Source organism: Bradyrhizobium sp. 149 (assembly GCF_023073915.1).
Taxonomy (GTDB): domain Bacteria; phylum Pseudomonadota; class Alphaproteobacteria; order Rhizobiales; family Xanthobacteraceae; genus Bradyrhizobium.
Genome location: NZ_JADPKK010000016.1, coordinates 1 through 16,259, shown reverse-complemented (window position 1 = coordinate 16,259; position 16,259 = coordinate 1). Strand labels below are relative to the sequence as shown.

The window sequence follows — 16,259 nt, the reverse complement described above, 5'->3', positions numbered from 1 at the left end:
TTTGATCCACCGTTTATTCAGCCGCCTCTGCGAGCGGGAGCACCGAGATGAAGGTGCGGCCGTTGGCTTTGGCCTGGAACGTTACGCGGCCCTCGATCTTGGCGAACAAGGTGTGGTCCGTGCCCATGCCGACATTAAGGCCGGGATGCCAGGTGGTGCCGCGCTGACGCGCAATGATGTTGCCGGGAATCACAACTTCCCCGCCGAACGCCTTGATACCGAGGCGCTTGCCCTTGGAATCGCGACCGTTGCGCGATGAACCGCCTGCTTTTTTGTGAGCCATGGCTCGTCTCCGAAATCCTGAGTATTTCTAGATCAATTCCTTGACGGAATCATTTCACAATTTCTCACGCATCAATTCGTGATGGCGCGTGATCAAATTATGCCGCGGCCTCTTCGGTTGCCTCTGGCTTGGCGACCTTTTCCCGCTTCGGACGCGGGCCCTTGGTGGGCTTGGCGCCGTCCGTCAGGATCTCCGAGATGCGCAGCACCGTGATCTCGTCGCGATAGCCGCGCTTGCGGCGCGAGTTCTTGCGGCGGCGCTTCTTGAAAGCGATGACCTTGGGACCGCGCTTGTGGTCGAGCACCTCGACCGCAACGGACGCGCCTGCGACCGTGGGCAGACCCAGGACCGGCGTGTCGCCGCCGACCAGCAGAACTTCATTGAGCTGCACGATCGAGCCGACTTCGCCTTCGATCTTGCCTACTTCCAGGACATCATCCGGAACGACGCGGTACTGCCGGCCGCCGGTTTTGATGACTGCGAACATCGTTGTTTTCCTTCGTGTTCATTCCCGGCCTCGCGACATGGTGTCGGGGCCGGCTTTTTGTCAGTCGCGGGTTTAAGCGAATATGGGTTTATGCGAGTTTTGTGCGGGCGGAAGTTATCCCTTTGAAAACCCACGCAAAAACAAGCGGCGCGAGAAACGCCCCGCGCCGGTTGCGGGACTTATAGCCGCTGGCCTCCGGGAGTCAAGAAAAACCGGGCGAAAAGGCCCGGATTTGAAGCATTTGGGCCCAATTCAAGCCCGCAGCAGAATCGGGGCCCACGCTGCAACCAACGGGTTCCCCCGCTGTTGTCCCCGCGAATTGATGCACGGGCGAGGGGCTTACCATGGCTACAGACGAGCTGGTCAAGACGACGACGGGCATCGCCCATCACGGCGCGGAGCGGTTGCCCTCGGTGGACATCGACAGCTTCAACATCGAGATGAAGGACGAGGACGGCTTCCTCGGCGACCGCGCCAGCAAGGGCGCGTTCCGCGACATCCTCGATCGCTGGCGCAAGCCGCTGCGCAAGAGCGGCGAGGACCCGTTCGGCAAGGAGCCGTCCGAGGAGATCAGCAAGAAGACACTGGATGCCATCCTGGTCGGGGACGACACCGAGGCCTCCGCGCTGGTGCACAGCGCGATCGAGGAATTCGCCCAGGAGCTCGCTTATGTCACGCGGCGTTTCCTCAAGTCCAAGGCCTGGGCCAAGACCGAGCGCATCGTGGTCGGCGGCGGATTTCGCGATTCCCGGCTTGGCGAGCTCGCGATCGCGCGCACGGAGATCATCCTGAAATCCGAGGACTTCAAGATCGACATGATGCCGATCCGCCATCATCCCGATGAAGCCGGCCTGATTGGCGCGCTGCATCTGGCGCCATCCTGGATCTTCGAGGCCCATGACAGCATCCTCGCGGTCGACATCGGCGGCACCAACATCCGCTGCGGCCTGGTCGAGACCAGCTGGAAGAAGGCCGAGGATTTGTCGAAAGCCAAGGTCGTGAAGTCCGAGCTGTGGCGCCATGCCGACGACGAACCGACGCGCGAGGGCGCGGTGAAGCGGCTGATCAAGATGCTGAAAGGGCTGATCGCCGAGGCCGAGGAGGAAGGCTACAAGCTCGCGCCGTTCATCGGCATCGCCTGTCCCGGCGTGATCAACGCCGACGGCTCGATCGAGAAGGGCGCGCAGAACCTGCCCGGCAATTGGGAGAGCAGCAAGTTCAACCTGCCGGCGAGCCTGATCGAAGGCGTCCCCGAGATCGGCGGGCACGACACCGCGATCCTGATGCACAATGACGGCGTGGTTCAGGGCCTCTCCGAGGTGCCGTTCATGCAGGACATCGATCGCTGGGGCGTGCTCACCATCGGCACCGGGCTCGGCAACGCCCGCTTCACCAACCGCCGCAAGGACGGCGGCCAAGGCAAAGATAACGGAAAAGACCGGGACTCTACGGACAACGGCAAGGAAACCGGCAAGAAAAAAGCTAAGGCCGACAAGGAGTAACCTTGACTGGTTAGGTTAAGGACCGGATTGCGTTGCAGGCCGGTCGGCGCACGCTACGGTCGAATCGTCGCCTCACCTGGCCGGCGAAGCCGCCCTTCCCAGCCAGCATTTCAATGAGCGGCACCGGGACCGCCAGTGTTTACCGCGTCTGGCGGTCCCACCCCGTTTCGGGGGACCCTCGGACTTTCCGGAACACCGGTGATTCGGGCGTCGATGGCGCCGCCTCGGCCTTCACGCGCGGGCATTGGCAAACGGCTCACGCCCATTTCCGCTCGAACTGCCGCCGAAATCCGACAATCGTCCTCATCATCGCCGCGACATCATGGGGTCCGCCCGGAAAACCGGCCCGATTTTCGCCCGTCCAGCCTTGTCTGGCCCGCCATCCTCGCCTATTAACGCCCCAACCACAGGGGCCCAGCTCCTTGACTTGGCGCCTTCAGGAGAGGTGGCAGAGTGGTCGAATGCACCGCACTCGAAATGCGGCATAGGTGCAAGCCTATCGGGGGTTCGAATCCCTCCCTCTCCGCCAGATTTTACGTCTATGCGATTGACAGGAAAGAAGTTTCAGGAAAATTTCAGCGCTTGGTCCCTAAGCGGATCCGCCAAAAGCGTATCCCTAAAGTAGGGCGAAGCAGCGCAATTCGAGTGCAAGAGCCTTGCAATCATCTCAAGGTTGTCGAGAATGACAACTTCGTATCAGGAAAATTTCAAAGCAGCCGATCGATCGTTCGCGTCGGGTCGAGTTGTTTCGGACGGCTCCTCTAAATCCACGCGGTCCATCGCGACGACAACTCGCGAATTTGTTCGCCTTGCCGCTCTCTCGGCAACTTCTAAAATCCGCTCGTAATCTTCTTTGCGAATTGAGACTTTTGCCATTTTTCGTTTCCCGCCGAATCAATCTGCTGACCCTTGCACCAAACCGGTACAATTCAAACACTAACGTCGAGTTCCTATGCCGAGCGCGTCGCGAAAGAAACTGCTTCCTGAGCTTGTATTTGGCCTTGTCGGTCCAATGGGAGTCAACGTGGAAGCAATTTGCGACACGCTAGCAAGCGCGTTGCGCGCCGTCGGATACGAGCCTCACACCGTACATCTCACGAAGGAGATGTTGAGAGGGGAGCGCTACAAACTCCAGCGCTACCCCGTCCAAATTCCAATCGACAAAGATTTCTACTCTGATGTGAATTTTAAAATCAACTATGCGAACGCTCTTTGCAAGGAGTTTTCCGACTTTGCGACCATGGGTCGTATCGCATTACGCGCTATCGGTGATGAAAGAGAAAGAATAACAGGCAATCGGAATACCATATCTGATCGCGCGATCGCCTATGTCGTACGGCAGTTGAAAAGGCCCGACGAAGCAAGTCTTCTGCGCCGTGTCTATGGACGGCAGTTCGTTCTAATATCTGCTTATGGCTCTTCTGAGCAGCGTCAGAAACTGCTGGAGGAGCGTCTCCGGCGCAGCTTGCCCCCAGCCACGCCGCCTCACGAAATCTCCTGTAAAGCGCTTGAGCTTATCGAAAAGGACGCAAGAGAGGACGATGAAGAGTTCGGGCAAAATGTCCGAGAGACGTTTCATCGAGCCGATGTCTTCATTGACGGACTTTCGCGACCCGAAATGGAAGAAAAGCTAAACCGGTTTATTCAAGCCTTTTTTGGACGCACTGACATCGCGCCCTCCAAAGAAGAATATGGAATGTATGCGGCCAAGTCGGCTTCGCTTCGCTCTAGCGATTTGTCCAGACAAGTAGGTGCAGCAGTCTTCTCAGATGACGGTGAGTTAATTACTCAAGGCTGCAATGAGGTCCCGAAAGCGTTCGGGGGCACTTACTGGGACTTAGAACAGCCGGATTTTCGCGATGTTCGGCTCGGGTACGATCCGAACGATATTGTCAAAACTGAATTGCTGCGCGAGCTTTTCGACAAGATGAGCGGATCAGGTTTGCTCTCTGAGAAGGCTAAGGCGGTGGGAAGCCCGGCCGAAATGGTTGAAGAGTTTACCCGAAAAAAACGACCGGGGATCGATGAAAAGGATGGCCCACTAGCTCGTTGTGCGGTGCTCGATTTAACCGAGTTCGGGCGCGTGGTTCACGCAGAGATGTGTGCGATCTGCGATGCTGCCCGTATCGGTCGTAGCCTAAAGGGCAGCACTTTATTCGTGACTACGTTCCCTTGCCACAATTGCACGAAGCACATTTTGGCAGCCGGAATTAAGTGTGTTGTCTACATGGAGCCTTATCCCAAAAGCCGAGCTAAGGACTTACACACCAACGAAATCGAAATCGAGAAAGTCACTTCCGGTAAAGTGTCTTTTTTGCCTTTCCTCGGCATCTCCCCGGTGCGCTATCGAGATATCTTTCAGAAGGGAAGGCGAAAGAACAGCAGCGGCGCGGCGATAAGATATTTGACCGATCCTCCGACGCCCATGTTGGAACTGGTTTCTACCGCTTACCTTGAAGATGAGGATTTGGAGTGGTTTGAACTGCTAGGCTCGCTGGAGCCAAATACTGGCGATGATGACGGTAAGGCTGGCATCTAACCCGGACGCAGTCGTAATTCCTGGTGACAACAGCAAAGATAAATAGCTTGGCCTTCGATAGTGGGCAGTGCGGAGAAGCCTCGAAATATCTCCGTCGCGACTGCGTCTGCCGTGAAGCCCCGTTTTGAGTGCATGATTGCCCCGTGCGTCCGGTGACGATCCGCCGTGCATCCGCCATCTACCGCTTGCCATTGCCGGTGAGCGCGGCTCAATCGAGGGAGGAACAGGAGGAAATTGCAATTGCCAATTTCATAGATCTAAGCAACATCTGATTAGGGGGCTCGGGGCTAATTTATGCGTGTTCTTGGAATCTGCGCGCTTAGCGTCGCATTGACAGGCTGTGCAATTCAGCGTTCGCAAGTCGCTCAGGAAGCAAAAGCCTCGATAGTCGGCATGACAAAAGAGCAGGTTTTTACCTGCATGGGGCCAGCCGCATCAAAAGCTGCGGAAGGGGCAACAGAGATTTGGTCGTATCCATCAGGGAACGGTTACCGATCAACGACGGTGGTCGCGGGCACCGACGCAACGCGTTCCGGCAACAACGTGTCAGGCACGGTCAACACGTTCGGCTCCGCAACCGGTGTTAGCACCGCGCGCTTTTGCACGGTTAACATCGTCATTCAGGGCGGAGTTGTTAGTCAGGTCAACTATTCCGGGCCGACTGGTGGACTTCTGACTGGCGGTGAACAATGTGCTTTCGCAGTTGAAGCTTGCGCCAAAAAACAGGGATAACGTAGGATACCGACAGCTTCCAAAATTCCTCACGTGAGTCCACAAGTCGATAGTTTCAGTGAATTGGCTTTCTTATCCTTGCAAGCATCGCCGAAGTCTCTCACCTGTTCATCAGGGTGCTCGTGAAGGGGCGGCTCGCGGAAACGCTACGGGAATTGAGCTTATCGATAGCGACTGTCTGCTGGAGCTGTCGCTCGAGGAGGGCTTGGGGATCCGCGAGACGAAGGCACTCACCATCAACCGTGAGTTCTTCGCGCCCTACCAAAAGTGGGACCCTGATGACAAGAGTTCGATCGACGATCAGGCTCTGCAACGATGACATCCTGCGCCTGTTTTGCCCGACGAGTCAAACCACGCGCGACGTCACCAGACATTCGCGGACACGACGATCGACACGCATCCGGAATCTTCCCGTCGAGCCAGCGACTCCCCCCTTCCGTAAGTCATTGATCTTGCAACCTCCGCCTACTGTGCATGGGGTTGTTTTCGAGCTTTGTGTTGTCTGGTCGCGAAAGACGTGAGACTTGATCGTCACGCGCGCCGGCCGGCTTCATCAGCGAAAGCCGATCGTCGCCACCCACAAGACGAGACAAACATGCAATCTTCCGGCAGCGGCTGGGGCAACGGGCTTCTCGGCGTCATCATCTTCAGCGGCTCGCTGCCGGCGACGCGCGTGGCGGTCGGCGGTTTCTCCGCGCTGTTCCTGACGTCCGCGCGCGCGGTGATCGCGGCGCTGATCGGCGTGGCCGTGCTCGGCCTGCTCCGTCAGGCGCGGCCGGCGCGCAACGATCTCGCCTCGCTCGCCATCGTCGCCATCGGGGTCGTGGTCGGCTTTCCGCTGTTGACCGCGCTCGCTCTCCAGCACATCACCTCGGCGCATTCGATCGTCTTCATCGGCCTGCTGCCGCTGTCGACCGCGATCTTCGGCGTGCTGCGCGGCGGCGAGCGGCCGCAGCCGATGTTCTGGCTGTTCGCTGTGCTGGGCAGCGCCACGGTCGCGGGCTTCGCCCTGTCGGGCGACGGCAGCGCTTCGCTCACCGGCGATCTCCTGATGGTCGTCGCCATCGTGCTGTGCGGACTCGGCTATGCCGAAGGCGCCGCGCTGTCGCGCCGGCTCGGCGGCTGGCAGGTGATCTCCTGGGCGCTGCTGCTTTCGCTGCCGCTGATGCTGCCGGTCGCGATTCTAACCTGGCCGTCGACCTGGAGCGGCGTCGGCGTGCCCGCCTGGATCGGGCTCGCCTACGTCTCGGTCTTCAGCATGTTCGTCGGTTTCATCTTCTGGTATCGCGGGCTCGCGATCGGCGGCATCGCCCGCGTCGGCCAGTTGCAGCAGCTCCAGCCGTTCTTCGGCCTCGCGCTTGCCGGCCTGCTGCTGCACGAACCCGTCGCCTGGAGCATGATCGTGGCGACCGCGCTCGTGGTCGCCTGCGTGTACTTCGCGCGGCGGTATGCGTGACGGTGGCCAAATTGCGCGTTGGGTGTTGAGAGCGCGCAGCTACTTCTGCTTCCTGCCCGGCCTTTCGATCCCGGGCATCCGCCCGATCTGCTCGGCTAGGAAGTCGACCAGCAGCCGCACCCGCGCGATGCCGGACCGCTCCGGCACGATCAGCATGTTCAGCGGAACGGGAGGCGGCGAATATTCCGGAAGCACGATCTCGAGCTTGCCGGTAGCGAGAAGGTCCTCAATCAGCCAGAGATGCGCGGGCGCAATACCGCGGCCAGCCGCGAGCGCCTCGCGTGCGGCAAGCCCGTGGTCTACGCGCAACCGCCCGGCGAACGGCACCGCATGGCGGCCGCCGCGGCGTCCGTGCAGCACGAGCAAATCGCTGCCGGCGATGTTGGACATCCTGATCCCCTCGTGGTTGGCGAGGTCTTGCGGGCGCGCGGGCCTGCCGCGCAGAGCCAGATAGTCGGGTGAGGCCACAAGCACCCGCCGCGACTGGCCAAGCGGCTTGAGCTTCATCGAACTCTCGGCGAGCGGGCCCAGACGGAGCGCGACGTCGACGCCTTCCCGCACAAGGTCGATCCGCTCGTCGGTCAGGCTGAGATCCACCGCCACCTCCGGATAACGGTCCTGGAAGGCGAAGATGAGCCGGCTGACATGGAGCACGCCGAACGCCGCGGTGCAGGAGGCGCGTACCGTTCCGGCGGCTGCGCCGCGCGTGCTGCGCGCCTCGTCGCGCGCCTGCTCGATCAGGCGCAGAATCTGCACACAGTCGGCGTAATAGCGGCGACCCTCGTCCGTCATGGTCACGCTGCGCGTGGTCCGGGTGAGCAGCGGCACGCCGACGGCTTGCTCCAGTTCCCGGATGTGCCTCGTCACCGTCGATTGGCCGAGGCCAAGCTCGCGTGCGACCGCGGATAGGCTTCCCCGCTCGGCGACCCGCACGAAGCTGCGCATGCGCTCGAGCGTGACCTCCGGCCTATCCATTTTTCGGCACAATCCTATCCATTGGCGACATCTACTGAATTGCGGTCCGCCGCGCTACCTCATGCGCGGAAATCATCAACCAAGGTGCTGATCATGAAAGTCTTGATCGTCTACGCTCATCCCGAACGACGCTCGCTCAGCGGCTCGCTCCGCGATGTCGCCGTCAGGGAGCTCGAGGCCCAAGGCCACGAGGTGCGGGTCTCAGACCTCTACGCCCAAGGTTGGAAGGCCGACGTCGACCGCGCCGACTTTCCGTCGTTGCCGCCGGACGCGCGGCTTGCGCCCGCTTCGGCATCCAGGCAGGCGTTCGAGGCCGGCACACTGACCGCAGATGTCAAAGGCGAGATCGAGAAGCTGCTATGGGCGGATGTCCTGATCCTGCTGTTTCCGCTGTGGTGGTTCAGCATGCCGGCGATCCTCAAGGGCTGGGTCGACCGCGTGTTCGCCTACGGTTTTGCATACGGTGTCGGCGAGCACAGCGAGAAGCGTTGGGGCGACCGCTATGGCGAGGGCACGCTGGCGGGCAAACGCGCGATGCTGATCGTGACGGCCGGCGGCTGGCAGGAGCACTATTCCGCCCGCGGGATCAACGGGCCAATCGATGATCTGCTGTTCCCGATCAATCACGGCATTCTCTATTATCCCGGATATGACGTGCTTCCGCCGTTCGTCGTCTACAAGGCCGACAAACTCGACGAAGCCGGCTTCCGGGCGATAGCTGAACGTTTGCGCGAGAGGATGAGAACGCTTGCGACGACCGCGCCGATTGCCTATCGGCGCCAAAATGGCGGCGACTACCTGATTCCGAGCATGCAGCTCCGGGCCGGGCTCGAGTCCCCCGGCGCCAGTGGTTTCGCGCTCCACGTCGGGCGGGCCGAGGCGCGCGGGGCAATTGATGAGGGGAGCCCCACGCCCTCGGCAAGGGATGTCGGCGCGGCAACGGTTTAGTGTAACGAAGGACCCGCGCGGCGCCGAACGCGAGCGCCGCCGAACGAGCTTACTCCATCACCGTCCGCGTCAGCGTGCTCCGCGCAAATTTCTTCAGCGGCATCGGCTTGCCGAACAGAAAACCCTGCACGAGGTCGAAGCCGAGCTCGTTCGCGGCGACGAGGTCGGCGCGGCTCTCGACGCCCTCGGCGACGGCGTGCACGCCATAGCCATGTGAAAGCTCGACGATGTGGCGGCACACCGTGCGCTTGAGGCGATCGGTGCCGCTGCCGGTGACGAAGTGCCGGTCGGCCTTCAGCTTGATGAAGGGAATCTTGTCCCTGTCCATCAGCGACGGCCAGTTGGCGCCGAGATTGTCGATCGACAGGCCGATATTGTGCAGGCGCACCTCGCGGGCGACCTCGACGAGGAGATCGAGATCGCGGATCGCCTCCTCGCTGTCGATCTCGATCGTCAGCCCGCCGAACGCCGGATGCGTCGGCATGCGACGGCAGAGGTCGCGTACGGCTTGCGGCTCCTTCAGATATGACGCCGGCAGGTTGATCGCGAGATCGACCGGGCCCTGCTGCTCCAGCAGATAGTGCCAGTCCTGCATGGCGCGCTCGATCACGAATTCGGAGAGGTCGCGCAGATGCGGGTCGTGCTCTTCGGGGATGAAATAGGCCGGCGGCACCACGCCCCAGGTCGGGTGCCGCATTCGCACCAGCGCCTCGGCGCCGCTGCGGATCAGCGTGCGCGCGTCGATCTTGGGCTGGTACCAGAGCTCGAGCCAGCCGGCATGCAGGGCCTCGCCGACATGCACGGCCGGGCTCGGCGCCGGCTCCCCCGGCAGCAGCATCGCGACGCGCTCGCGCAGCGTCTCCGCGGCAAAGGGCGTGGTCAGCGGCGGCAGCATCGCAAGACCATATTCCTCGCCGACCTGCTGCACGGCCCTGACGATGATCGACTCACGGGCGCCCACAGTCAGAACCTTGCCGTCGAAGGCCTCGCGCACCAGCTTTTCCAGAAACGTGCCGGGCTCGATGCCGTCGGCGGCGATGCCGAGCAGGACCAGGTCGGGCAATTCGCTCGTCAGGATGGTTTGCAGCTCGTCGGCGCTGGCGCATTCGGTGGTGACGAAGCCGAGGTCCTCCAGCACGTCCGCGAGAAAAGCGCGCAGATGGCGCTTGCTGTCCGCCACGCAGGCGCGCGGCTTCACCTTTCGCCGTCCGAAGGTTCTTGGCCTTCGTCCGGCGAGCTCAACAATTTCATCGTTCATCGCAAGCCACTCCCGTTCCGTGTCGGTGTGTTAGCGACGTGAGCAGTTTCAAATATGGAGGGCTTCAGCCGATTGTTGGATTATCTGGGTAACGTTAAAGCACCCATCACGTCTAAAATTGTATCGACCTCGTTGCGGAAGTTTTTACGCCTGCGCGCGCCTCGCGCGCACGAGTGCGGCAATCACTGGAGATTTCGGTGACGTGCAGTGCGGCGGTATGCACGCGCATCGTCCTGCAATTGGACGAAGCCGCGCGCGCTTCGCCCAATTGAATAACGCCGGTATTACTTGCCGGTCGCATTGCGGCGTTGCACGTGTGAAGCACATCACAAGCGCATTGCTGCACTTACGCTATTGCTGTCGGCAGCCGGTGGTGGGCTGTCGAGGATCGCAGCAATGACGACGCGGCGACTAATGTATTGGTGGTTCAGATTCGTGCTGTCAGGACGATTTCTCGATCGCTTCCTGTGCCTGCCGCGCGCGCATTAGCGCGAGCTCAGGTCTGGCCGATCAGTTTGCGCAACGCGGCTGCGCCGTCCTCGATCGCATCGCGTCCCTTCCAGGCCAGATAGGACAGCTTTCCGCCGAGCGTGTCGTGGCTGCGCAGCCGGCGCGAGCCGAGAATGTGGCCGACATTGGAAGGGAAGCGGCTCACTTCGGCGGAGACCAGCGCCGCGATCGCGTCCATCAATTGCTGGAGGCGAATGCCCCATTCGCAATGCTCGATGCCGTCGATCCGCACCTTGAGGGCATATTCGGTGTCGTAGATCTCGGCGAGCAGGTCGCGTGCGACCAGCACCCGGTTGTGCCGGAGCGCGATGCGCAAGGCGAGGCGCTTGTCGTCGAGCTGGTCGAGCACCATGTGAACGACGCAGGCATAGGGCGTGGCGGCGATATCGGCGGCGCTCTTGCTCGCGGCGGCCTTGGTGGCAAGGCGTACCAATTGCCAGAAGGTCTTCAGCCGCCTCGCCACCAGCGTCAGCGCGAACGGCAGCGCCTCGGGATGGGCCTTCTTGAAGGCGCCTAATCGCGCGGTGATCTGATCAACCAGGCCATCGTCGAATTTCGCGATTTTCTCGGGCAGTTTTTCGTTGAACTTCGGCAGCGCGGCGCCGGCGCGCAGCACATGTTGCATCTTCTTCACGTCGTCGAAGGCGGTGCGCGATGCCGTGTATTGCGCGAGCTTGCCGCGCGCGAACTCGGTGCTCTCCGCTGATGCGAGGGTGCTCTCGAGAACCTTGACGACCTTGATCTGGAAGGTCGTTGCGATCTTCAGCACTTCCTTCGGGTTGTTGGCGGCGACCTGGTCGTTGATCGCCTTGATGTAGTCGCGCGCCATGGTCGGCAGCAGGTCGCGGCAGATCCACTCCCAGATCGGGGTGAGGGTGTTGCGCGAGATCCGCCCCATATTGGCGTGCTCGGGCGCGCCGTCGATCAGAAGCAGCTCAAGCGGCGCGAAGAAATGGCGCGATGGACTGGTGGCGCGCGCCTGGTTCGATCCCTCCTTGCGAAATTCGGCCCGCAGCTTGGACTGGATATCGGCCGCGCCCGGCATGTCGATGCCGCACAGCTCAAGCCGTTCGAGCTCGCTGAGCAGGCAGCTGCGCGACAGCGGCGTCAGCTTCTGCAAGAACTCCGATATCTGGTCGACCTCGTTCATGGCACGCAATCTTCCGCAACGATTCCAGCAGGCCCACCGGCCCGATGCATGGAGGCATTTGCGCGCTCTCAGTTGCGACATAGAGAAGCAAGTCGCCGTTAATTTATCCGTAAAATCCGGGGGCGGCGGTATCGGGCGCGGATGTGATCGTTAAGAAGGCTGTGCGCCATCCGCCCATTATTGAGCAGATTTATCAACCTAGGAATGCCGAGGGACGCTGCCACGCAAGCATAAAGTGTGCCTGCGCCGGGCTTTCAGCACAAAACTGCCAAATTCACCGTAGTCTTACGGAGCAAAAAGTTAACCACAGACCGCCTCGGGTTCCGCTAAACGAGTGACATGGGGTCACAGAATGATACGGCCGCTGATTCGCGGCCGTCGGAATGGTTCGAAAGCAGCGCTGCTCAAACTGAAGAGCTCGATTTCGTTCGCCTGAACGCCGCCCGTGCCAAGGCGGCCGACGAAATGGCCGCCGCCATCGCCCGCGAGCTCAACGGCCCCCTCACCGCGCTCCTGCTCTACATGGGCGAGATCAAGCATCACAGCGACCAGCTCGCGCCGGTGACGGGCGACCGTGCCTATCTGCAGCGGGTGGTGGAGAATGCGCTGGAGCAGACCGAGCGGGTTTGTGGCCTCGTCAAGCAGCTTGCCGGTTCTCACGCGGGTGGCCTGCCGGTCGCGTCCAGGGCCGAGGACGCTGAATCGAAGGCCGGGCGCCTGCCGCGGCCGCAGCGTGTGCCGAGTGCCGAAATCGTCGGCCTGTCGGGCCAGAAGCGGCTGACCAAGCGCGAGCGCGAGGTGCTGAGGCTGATCAGCGAGGGTTATTCGAACAAGCAGGGTGCGCTTCGGATGCAGATCAGTCCGCGCACCTTCGAGAGCCATCGCGCCGAGGCGATGCGGAAGCTCGGTGCGCGCAACACGGCGGACCTCGTCCGCGCGGCGCTGCTGCATTCGATCGACTGAAGGCTCTCGTGCCGTGCCGCCGGCCGGCGGCGAGGGCCAGGCCTAGAAAATCTCTCGAGAAAGTCCCGGGGCTCCGATCTCGCTCAGAAATAATCTTCGGCAAAGGGACGCGCGCGCGAAGAAGGCCGCAGCGGCTTGAGCTCTTCCTTGGGCCCGGTGGGAATGATCGTGATGATCCAGCGGGGCGGCATGCTCGATTCCTGCTCCAGCACCGAACGCACGAAGCCAGTCACCGTCGCCTCGCCAGCGGTCACCGTCGCCATCCGGCCGTTGAACTGTGCGATGCGGAAGCGACGGACCTCTTTCTGGTCCGCGGTCTCGTAGGTGAACATGGAAACCCTCCTGGTTTCCGGTGACTATCGCTACCTATGATTAGCCATCCGTGAAAATCCCAAACCGTAGAAGTACGGCGGGGATGCACGCGGGAGTGGCTAGAGTGCTTTCGAGCGAAGTCGATGCCGGTTCGCGTGAAGAAAACGCGTCAGACAAGAATCTAGCCCTCCGCCTCCTGCGCGCGCGCGGTAGCGTAGGCTGCATCCATCAGGTCCAGGAGGTCGCCAAATTCGGCGTCGCCGAGCCTCTCGGCGGTCTTCTCCAGCCGCAGCGCCAGCGCTGCGAGCCTGACATAGCCGAACGTTCCGGCCACGCTCTTCAGCGAATGCGCTTCGCGCGCGATCTTTCCGTGGTGCTGCGCGAGCGAGAGCGTGCGGAACAGTTGCAGGCGTGCACAGGTCTCGCTCCAGAACACGTCGCGCACTTCACAAGCACCGTCCTCGCCGATCTCGCGCATCAGCGCCTGGTATGCGCCCGGCTCAAGCGCGGGCTCGGCATCGAGCGCTGTCTGCGCAGGCGCGACGGTTGCTTCGAACATGGTCTTGCCTGCCTCGGTCACGGTTCGCTTGCCGCCGGTCCCGTAGCGGGGCGCGCGGCAGGCCCGTGTCTATGGCGTCCAGATTTCAGTTCCGGTAGCAGGACATTCCGTCTTTGCCGCTCGAAATTAGCCGCCGATTCACCACGCCGCGGCGCCGGTCAGCGCGGGCCGAGCAGCCGGTCATACTGCGCCTTCACGGTTGCGTAGCATTCGCACGCCGTCTGGCGCAGGCCGTCCAGGTTGAGGATCTGGATGTGTCCGCGGCTGTAGTGGATGAAATTGGCCTGCTGCAAGGTATTGGCGACCAGCGACACGCTGTTCCGCCGAGCGCCGATCATCTGCGCCATCGCTTCCTGGGTCAGCAGCAACCGGTAGTCGCCGGAGAGGTCATGGGTGTGCAGCAGGCAGCGCGACAGCCGCGACTCCACCGGATGGGCGGCGTTGCAGCCCGCGGTCTGCTGCACCTGCGCGTAGACCGCCAGCCCGTGACGGGTGAGCAGTGTCCGCAGGGTGCTGCTCTGGTCGGCCGCGATGCGCAGCCGGTCGAGGTCCATCACGGAGGCGGAGCCAGGAACCAGCACGATCGCCGTATTCAACGCGCAGGCATCACCCATGATCGAGAGCGTTCCGAGCAGGCTGTCGCGGCCGATCATGGCGACTTGCACATGCTCACCCTTGGCGAGCTCCACCACCAGCGAGATGACGCCGCGATGGGGAAAGTAGGCGCGCTTAAGCGTCTCGCCGGTCTCGACCAGCACCGCGTCATGTGGCAGATCGCCCGTGCGCAGGTGCGGGCGGATCAACTCATAATCATCTGCGGACAACGCGGACAGGAAACCGTTGGAGGAACGCACCATCGTTTCCAAAGTAGCCTCCCCGTCTCCCGGACCAGCGAGTCGCAGCACGCGAAACTGCTTGCTGTCCGGGTAAGTTCCATCATGTTCTCGTCGGGATATATTGGCAATTGGGACAAGATGTCCGACCGCAGTGATGGCGGCTGCGAGGTCGGGTGCACGTCTGCATCCGGATTGATCGTGTCGCGCTCATCACCGCAGGACTCCTGACAGGGGTGAGTCGCCCAAGACAGCTTCCCTGACTATTTCGAAGGGAGCGAGATGAGGACGCAGCAGATTCAGATCGGCCGCATCGAGCATCTGCAGCAACTGGTTGGCCGCTCACTGTCATTCAGGTCGATCCGGCGCGTTCGATGTGATCGGCGCCGCGTCCGGTTCGTCATCCAGTTGCGCCGTGGCTAAGAATGTTATACAGGTTGTGTCTCGGTGCATATACCTGTTGGGAGGCAGACAGGCTGGCGCATTTGCGGCGGAAATGAGAACGGCACGCTGATTCGCTCATGAGCCTGCGCGCCGGTCCTGCGAGGGTTGCGCAGGTAAAAGCGGCAAGGGGGCCTTGCTTCGAACCTTGGCGCCGCGTGGCCGCAGAGTCCGCGTCTATCGTCTTCCCCGCTTCGCCAACGACGTTCGCGAGCGTCTATTTCCCGAGCAAAGGAGAAAGGTGTGTCCCACGGTTCAATTATTGAATCGCCGAAACAGGAAGCTCAAACGGGGACAGAAGATCTGCGCCATATTCTCGTTGTCGACGACGACCCGATGGTATGCATGGCCATCGAGGTCTATCTCCAGCGCAACAATTTTCGGGTGACGATCGCCGAAGGGGGCGAAGCCGGACTTCGCGCCCTTGAACGCGGACAGTTCGATCTGATGATCATCGATATCTTCATGCCGCACATGCGCGGGTTCGAATCGATCCGGATCTTTCACCAAAGGGCGCCGGCCGTTCCGCTGATCGCGATGTCAGGCTACGCTTTCGCAAATCTGAATTCGCCAGCCCCCGACTTCCTCCGGATGGCGCTGGAGCTCGGTGCAGCGCGCTGTCTGCGCAAGCCGTTCACGCCGCACGCGCTGCTCGCCGCCATCAACGATTGTCTGGCGGAACACCGTCCCGACGGCGACCTTGCCTTGGCTGCGCGCATGGGTTAGCGGCGGCGTCGGCCGGAGCAGACACGGGTAACCGTTCGTTTACCGCAAACGCGGATCTTGCGAATTCCGGCAAAGCACCTAGCGACAGTGGCGAGAGCGCCCCGGATTGCAGGCGGCTCGGTTCAATTCCGCGAAGGCCAATGCATATCGTCCTTCACGAGCAGGGCTTTCCTGCGCGGCTGGCCTTGCTGTTATCGGCACGTTTACCTACGCGTCTCGTCGTCGCGGCATGGTGCCGGTTCTGCCGAAAACCGCCGTCGCATGCAGTCGAACGCCAAACTTGTCTTCAATATCCGTATTAGGACGGAGGATGAAATTAACGCGACCGTGAAAGGGGATGTCTAACGATCCAAGATAGGGCTTCCGTCTATGCCAAGCGCGGCTCGGGCGTCGAGGTCCAGATCAGTAAGGCGTAGCTTATGGATGATCTGTTGCGGGAGTTTTTGACGGAGACCAGCGAGAGCCTGGACACGGTCGACAATCAGCTGGTGAAGTTCGAGCAGGAGCCGAACAACGCCAAGATCCTGGATAACATCTTCCGCCTGGTCCACACCATCAAGGGCACCTGCGGCTTCCTGGGATTGC

16 protein-coding genes and 1 tRNA gene are annotated in these 16,259 nt (G+C 61.5%); 9 read left to right on the top strand and 8 right to left on the bottom strand.

Annotation, left to right across the window (positions count from 1 at the left end; all coding sequences use genetic code 11):
- Window positions 1-13: 13 nt before the first annotated feature.
- Both rpmA and rplU read right to left on the bottom strand, forming a co-directional pair.
- On the bottom strand, window positions 14-283 hold the full coding sequence (gene rpmA, locus IVA88_RS10255) for a 50S ribosomal protein L27 (RefSeq protein ID WP_018459863.1): 270 nt from the start codon (window positions 281-283) through the stop codon (window positions 14-16).
- Between the two features lie 97 nt (window positions 284-380).
- Window positions 381-770: a 50S ribosomal protein L21 gene (rplU, locus tag IVA88_RS10250; RefSeq protein ID WP_247497171.1), complete on the bottom strand. Its 390-nt coding sequence runs from the start codon at window positions 768-770 to the stop codon at window positions 381-383.
- 344 nt (window positions 771-1,114) lie between these two features.
- Between rplU and IVA88_RS10245 the strand changes: the two genes are divergently transcribed.
- From IVA88_RS10245 to IVA88_RS10225, 5 genes are all read left to right on the top strand, one after another.
- On the top strand, window positions 1,115-2,272 hold the full coding sequence (locus IVA88_RS10245) for an ROK family protein (RefSeq protein WP_247497170.1): 1,158 nt from the start codon (window positions 1,115-1,117) through the stop codon (window positions 2,270-2,272).
- A gap of 439 nt (window positions 2,273-2,711) precedes the next feature.
- Window positions 2,712-2,801, top strand: a tRNA-Ser gene (locus tag IVA88_RS10240).
- 423 nt (window positions 2,802-3,224) lie between these two features.
- Window positions 3,225-4,811, top strand: a complete 1,587-nt coding sequence (locus IVA88_RS10235; protein WP_247497169.1) for an anti-phage dCTP deaminase — start codon at window positions 3,225-3,227, stop codon at window positions 4,809-4,811.
- A gap of 393 nt (window positions 4,812-5,204) precedes the next feature.
- Window positions 5,205-5,543 (top strand): hypothetical protein, encoded by a 339-nt coding sequence (locus IVA88_RS10230; RefSeq protein ID WP_247497168.1) that lies wholly within the window; start codon window positions 5,205-5,207, stop codon window positions 5,541-5,543.
- A gap of 595 nt (window positions 5,544-6,138) precedes the next feature.
- Window positions 6,139-6,999 (top strand): DMT family transporter, encoded by an 861-nt coding sequence (locus IVA88_RS10225; RefSeq protein ID WP_247497167.1) that lies wholly within the window; start codon window positions 6,139-6,141, stop codon window positions 6,997-6,999.
- A 39-nt stretch (window positions 7,000-7,038) separates the two neighbouring features.
- On the opposite strand, the gene IVA88_RS10220 is transcribed toward IVA88_RS10225, so the two are convergent.
- Window positions 7,039-7,974 (bottom strand): LysR family transcriptional regulator, encoded by a 936-nt coding sequence (locus IVA88_RS10220; RefSeq protein ID WP_247497166.1) that lies wholly within the window; start codon window positions 7,972-7,974, stop codon window positions 7,039-7,041.
- A 93-nt stretch (window positions 7,975-8,067) separates the two neighbouring features.
- On the opposite strand from IVA88_RS10220, the gene IVA88_RS10215 reads away from it, so the two are divergent.
- Window positions 8,068-8,922 carry an NAD(P)H-dependent oxidoreductase gene (locus tag IVA88_RS10215; RefSeq protein WP_247497165.1) on the top strand — a complete coding sequence of 285 codons (855 nt, stop codon included), beginning with the start codon at window positions 8,068-8,070 and terminating at the stop codon, window positions 8,920-8,922.
- 49 nt (window positions 8,923-8,971) lie between these two features.
- Here the strand turns inward: IVA88_RS10215 and IVA88_RS10210 are convergent, their stop codons facing one another.
- Both IVA88_RS10210 and IVA88_RS10205 read right to left on the bottom strand, forming a co-directional pair.
- The gene (locus IVA88_RS10210; protein ID WP_247497164.1) at window positions 8,972-10,180 is read right to left on the bottom strand and encodes an EAL domain-containing protein; all 1,209 of its coding nucleotides are present in this window, start codon (window positions 10,178-10,180) and stop codon (window positions 8,972-8,974) included.
- A 496-nt stretch (window positions 10,181-10,676) separates the two neighbouring features.
- Entirely contained in the window at window positions 10,677-11,840 is a 1,164-nt protein-coding gene (locus tag IVA88_RS10205) for a hypothetical protein (protein WP_247497163.1), read from the bottom strand.
- 339 nt (window positions 11,841-12,179) lie between these two features.
- Between IVA88_RS10205 and IVA88_RS10200 the strand changes: the two genes are divergently transcribed.
- Entirely contained in the window at window positions 12,180-12,803 is a 624-nt protein-coding gene (locus IVA88_RS10200) for a helix-turn-helix transcriptional regulator (protein ID WP_247497162.1), read from the top strand.
- An 83-nt stretch (window positions 12,804-12,886) separates the two neighbouring features.
- Here the strand turns inward: IVA88_RS10200 and IVA88_RS10195 are convergent, their stop codons facing one another.
- From IVA88_RS10195 to IVA88_RS10185, 3 genes are all read right to left on the bottom strand, one after another.
- Entirely contained in the window at window positions 12,887-13,135 is a 249-nt protein-coding gene (locus IVA88_RS10195; protein ID WP_247497161.1) for a hypothetical protein, read from the bottom strand.
- Window positions 13,136-13,296: 161 nt separating this feature from the next.
- Window positions 13,297-13,674 (bottom strand): Hpt domain-containing protein, encoded by a 378-nt coding sequence (locus IVA88_RS10190; protein WP_247497160.1) that lies wholly within the window; start codon window positions 13,672-13,674, stop codon window positions 13,297-13,299.
- Between the two features lie 158 nt (window positions 13,675-13,832).
- Complete coding sequence (locus tag IVA88_RS10185; RefSeq protein WP_247497261.1) at window positions 13,833-14,531, bottom strand: Crp/Fnr family transcriptional regulator; 699 nt, start codon at window positions 14,529-14,531, stop codon at window positions 13,833-13,835.
- A 720-nt stretch (window positions 14,532-15,251) separates the two neighbouring features.
- Here IVA88_RS10185 and IVA88_RS10180 point away from each other — a divergent pair.
- Window positions 15,252-15,674 carry a response regulator gene (locus IVA88_RS10180; protein ID WP_247497260.1) on the top strand — a complete coding sequence of 141 codons (423 nt, stop codon included), beginning with the start codon at window positions 15,252-15,254 and terminating at the stop codon, window positions 15,672-15,674.
- Window positions 15,675-16,093: 419 nt separating this feature from the next.
- Window positions 16,094-16,259 (top strand): Hpt domain-containing protein (locus IVA88_RS10175; RefSeq protein ID WP_008538701.1); only part of this gene is annotated, 166 nt, incomplete at its 3' end.

Coding starts and splice junctions, on each gene's coding strand:
- rpmA (WP_018459863.1), bottom strand. CDS start 283: ATGGCTCACAAAAAAGCAGGCGGTTCATCGCGCAACGGTCGCGATTCC.
- rplU (WP_247497171.1), bottom strand. CDS start 770: ATGTTCGCAGTCATCAAAACCGGCGGCCGGCAGTACCGCGTCGTTCCG.
- IVA88_RS10245 (WP_247497170.1), top strand. CDS start 1,115: ATGGCTACAGACGAGCTGGTCAAGACGACGACGGGCATCGCCCATCAC.
- IVA88_RS10235 (WP_247497169.1), top strand. CDS start 3,225: ATGCCGAGCGCGTCGCGAAAGAAACTGCTTCCTGAGCTTGTATTTGGC.
- IVA88_RS10230 (WP_247497168.1), top strand. CDS start 5,205: ATGACAAAAGAGCAGGTTTTTACCTGCATGGGGCCAGCCGCATCAAAA.
- IVA88_RS10225 (WP_247497167.1), top strand. CDS start 6,139: ATGCAATCTTCCGGCAGCGGCTGGGGCAACGGGCTTCTCGGCGTCATC.
- IVA88_RS10220 (WP_247497166.1), bottom strand. CDS start 7,974: ATGGATAGGCCGGAGGTCACGCTCGAGCGCATGCGCAGCTTCGTGCGG.
- IVA88_RS10215 (WP_247497165.1), top strand. CDS start 8,068: ATGAAAGTCTTGATCGTCTACGCTCATCCCGAACGACGCTCGCTCAGC.
- IVA88_RS10210 (WP_247497164.1), bottom strand. CDS start 10,180: ATGAACGATGAAATTGTTGAGCTCGCCGGACGAAGGCCAAGAACCTTC.
- IVA88_RS10205 (WP_247497163.1), bottom strand. CDS start 11,840: ATGAACGAGGTCGACCAGATATCGGAGTTCTTGCAGAAGCTGACGCCG.
- IVA88_RS10200 (WP_247497162.1), top strand. CDS start 12,180: ATGGGGTCACAGAATGATACGGCCGCTGATTCGCGGCCGTCGGAATGG.
- IVA88_RS10195 (WP_247497161.1), bottom strand. CDS start 13,135: ATGTTCACCTACGAGACCGCGGACCAGAAAGAGGTCCGTCGCTTCCGC.
- IVA88_RS10190 (WP_247497160.1), bottom strand. CDS start 13,674: ATGTTCGAAGCAACCGTCGCGCCTGCGCAGACAGCGCTCGATGCCGAG.
- IVA88_RS10185 (WP_247497261.1), bottom strand. CDS start 14,531: ATGGTGCGTTCCTCCAACGGTTTCCTGTCCGCGTTGTCCGCAGATGAT.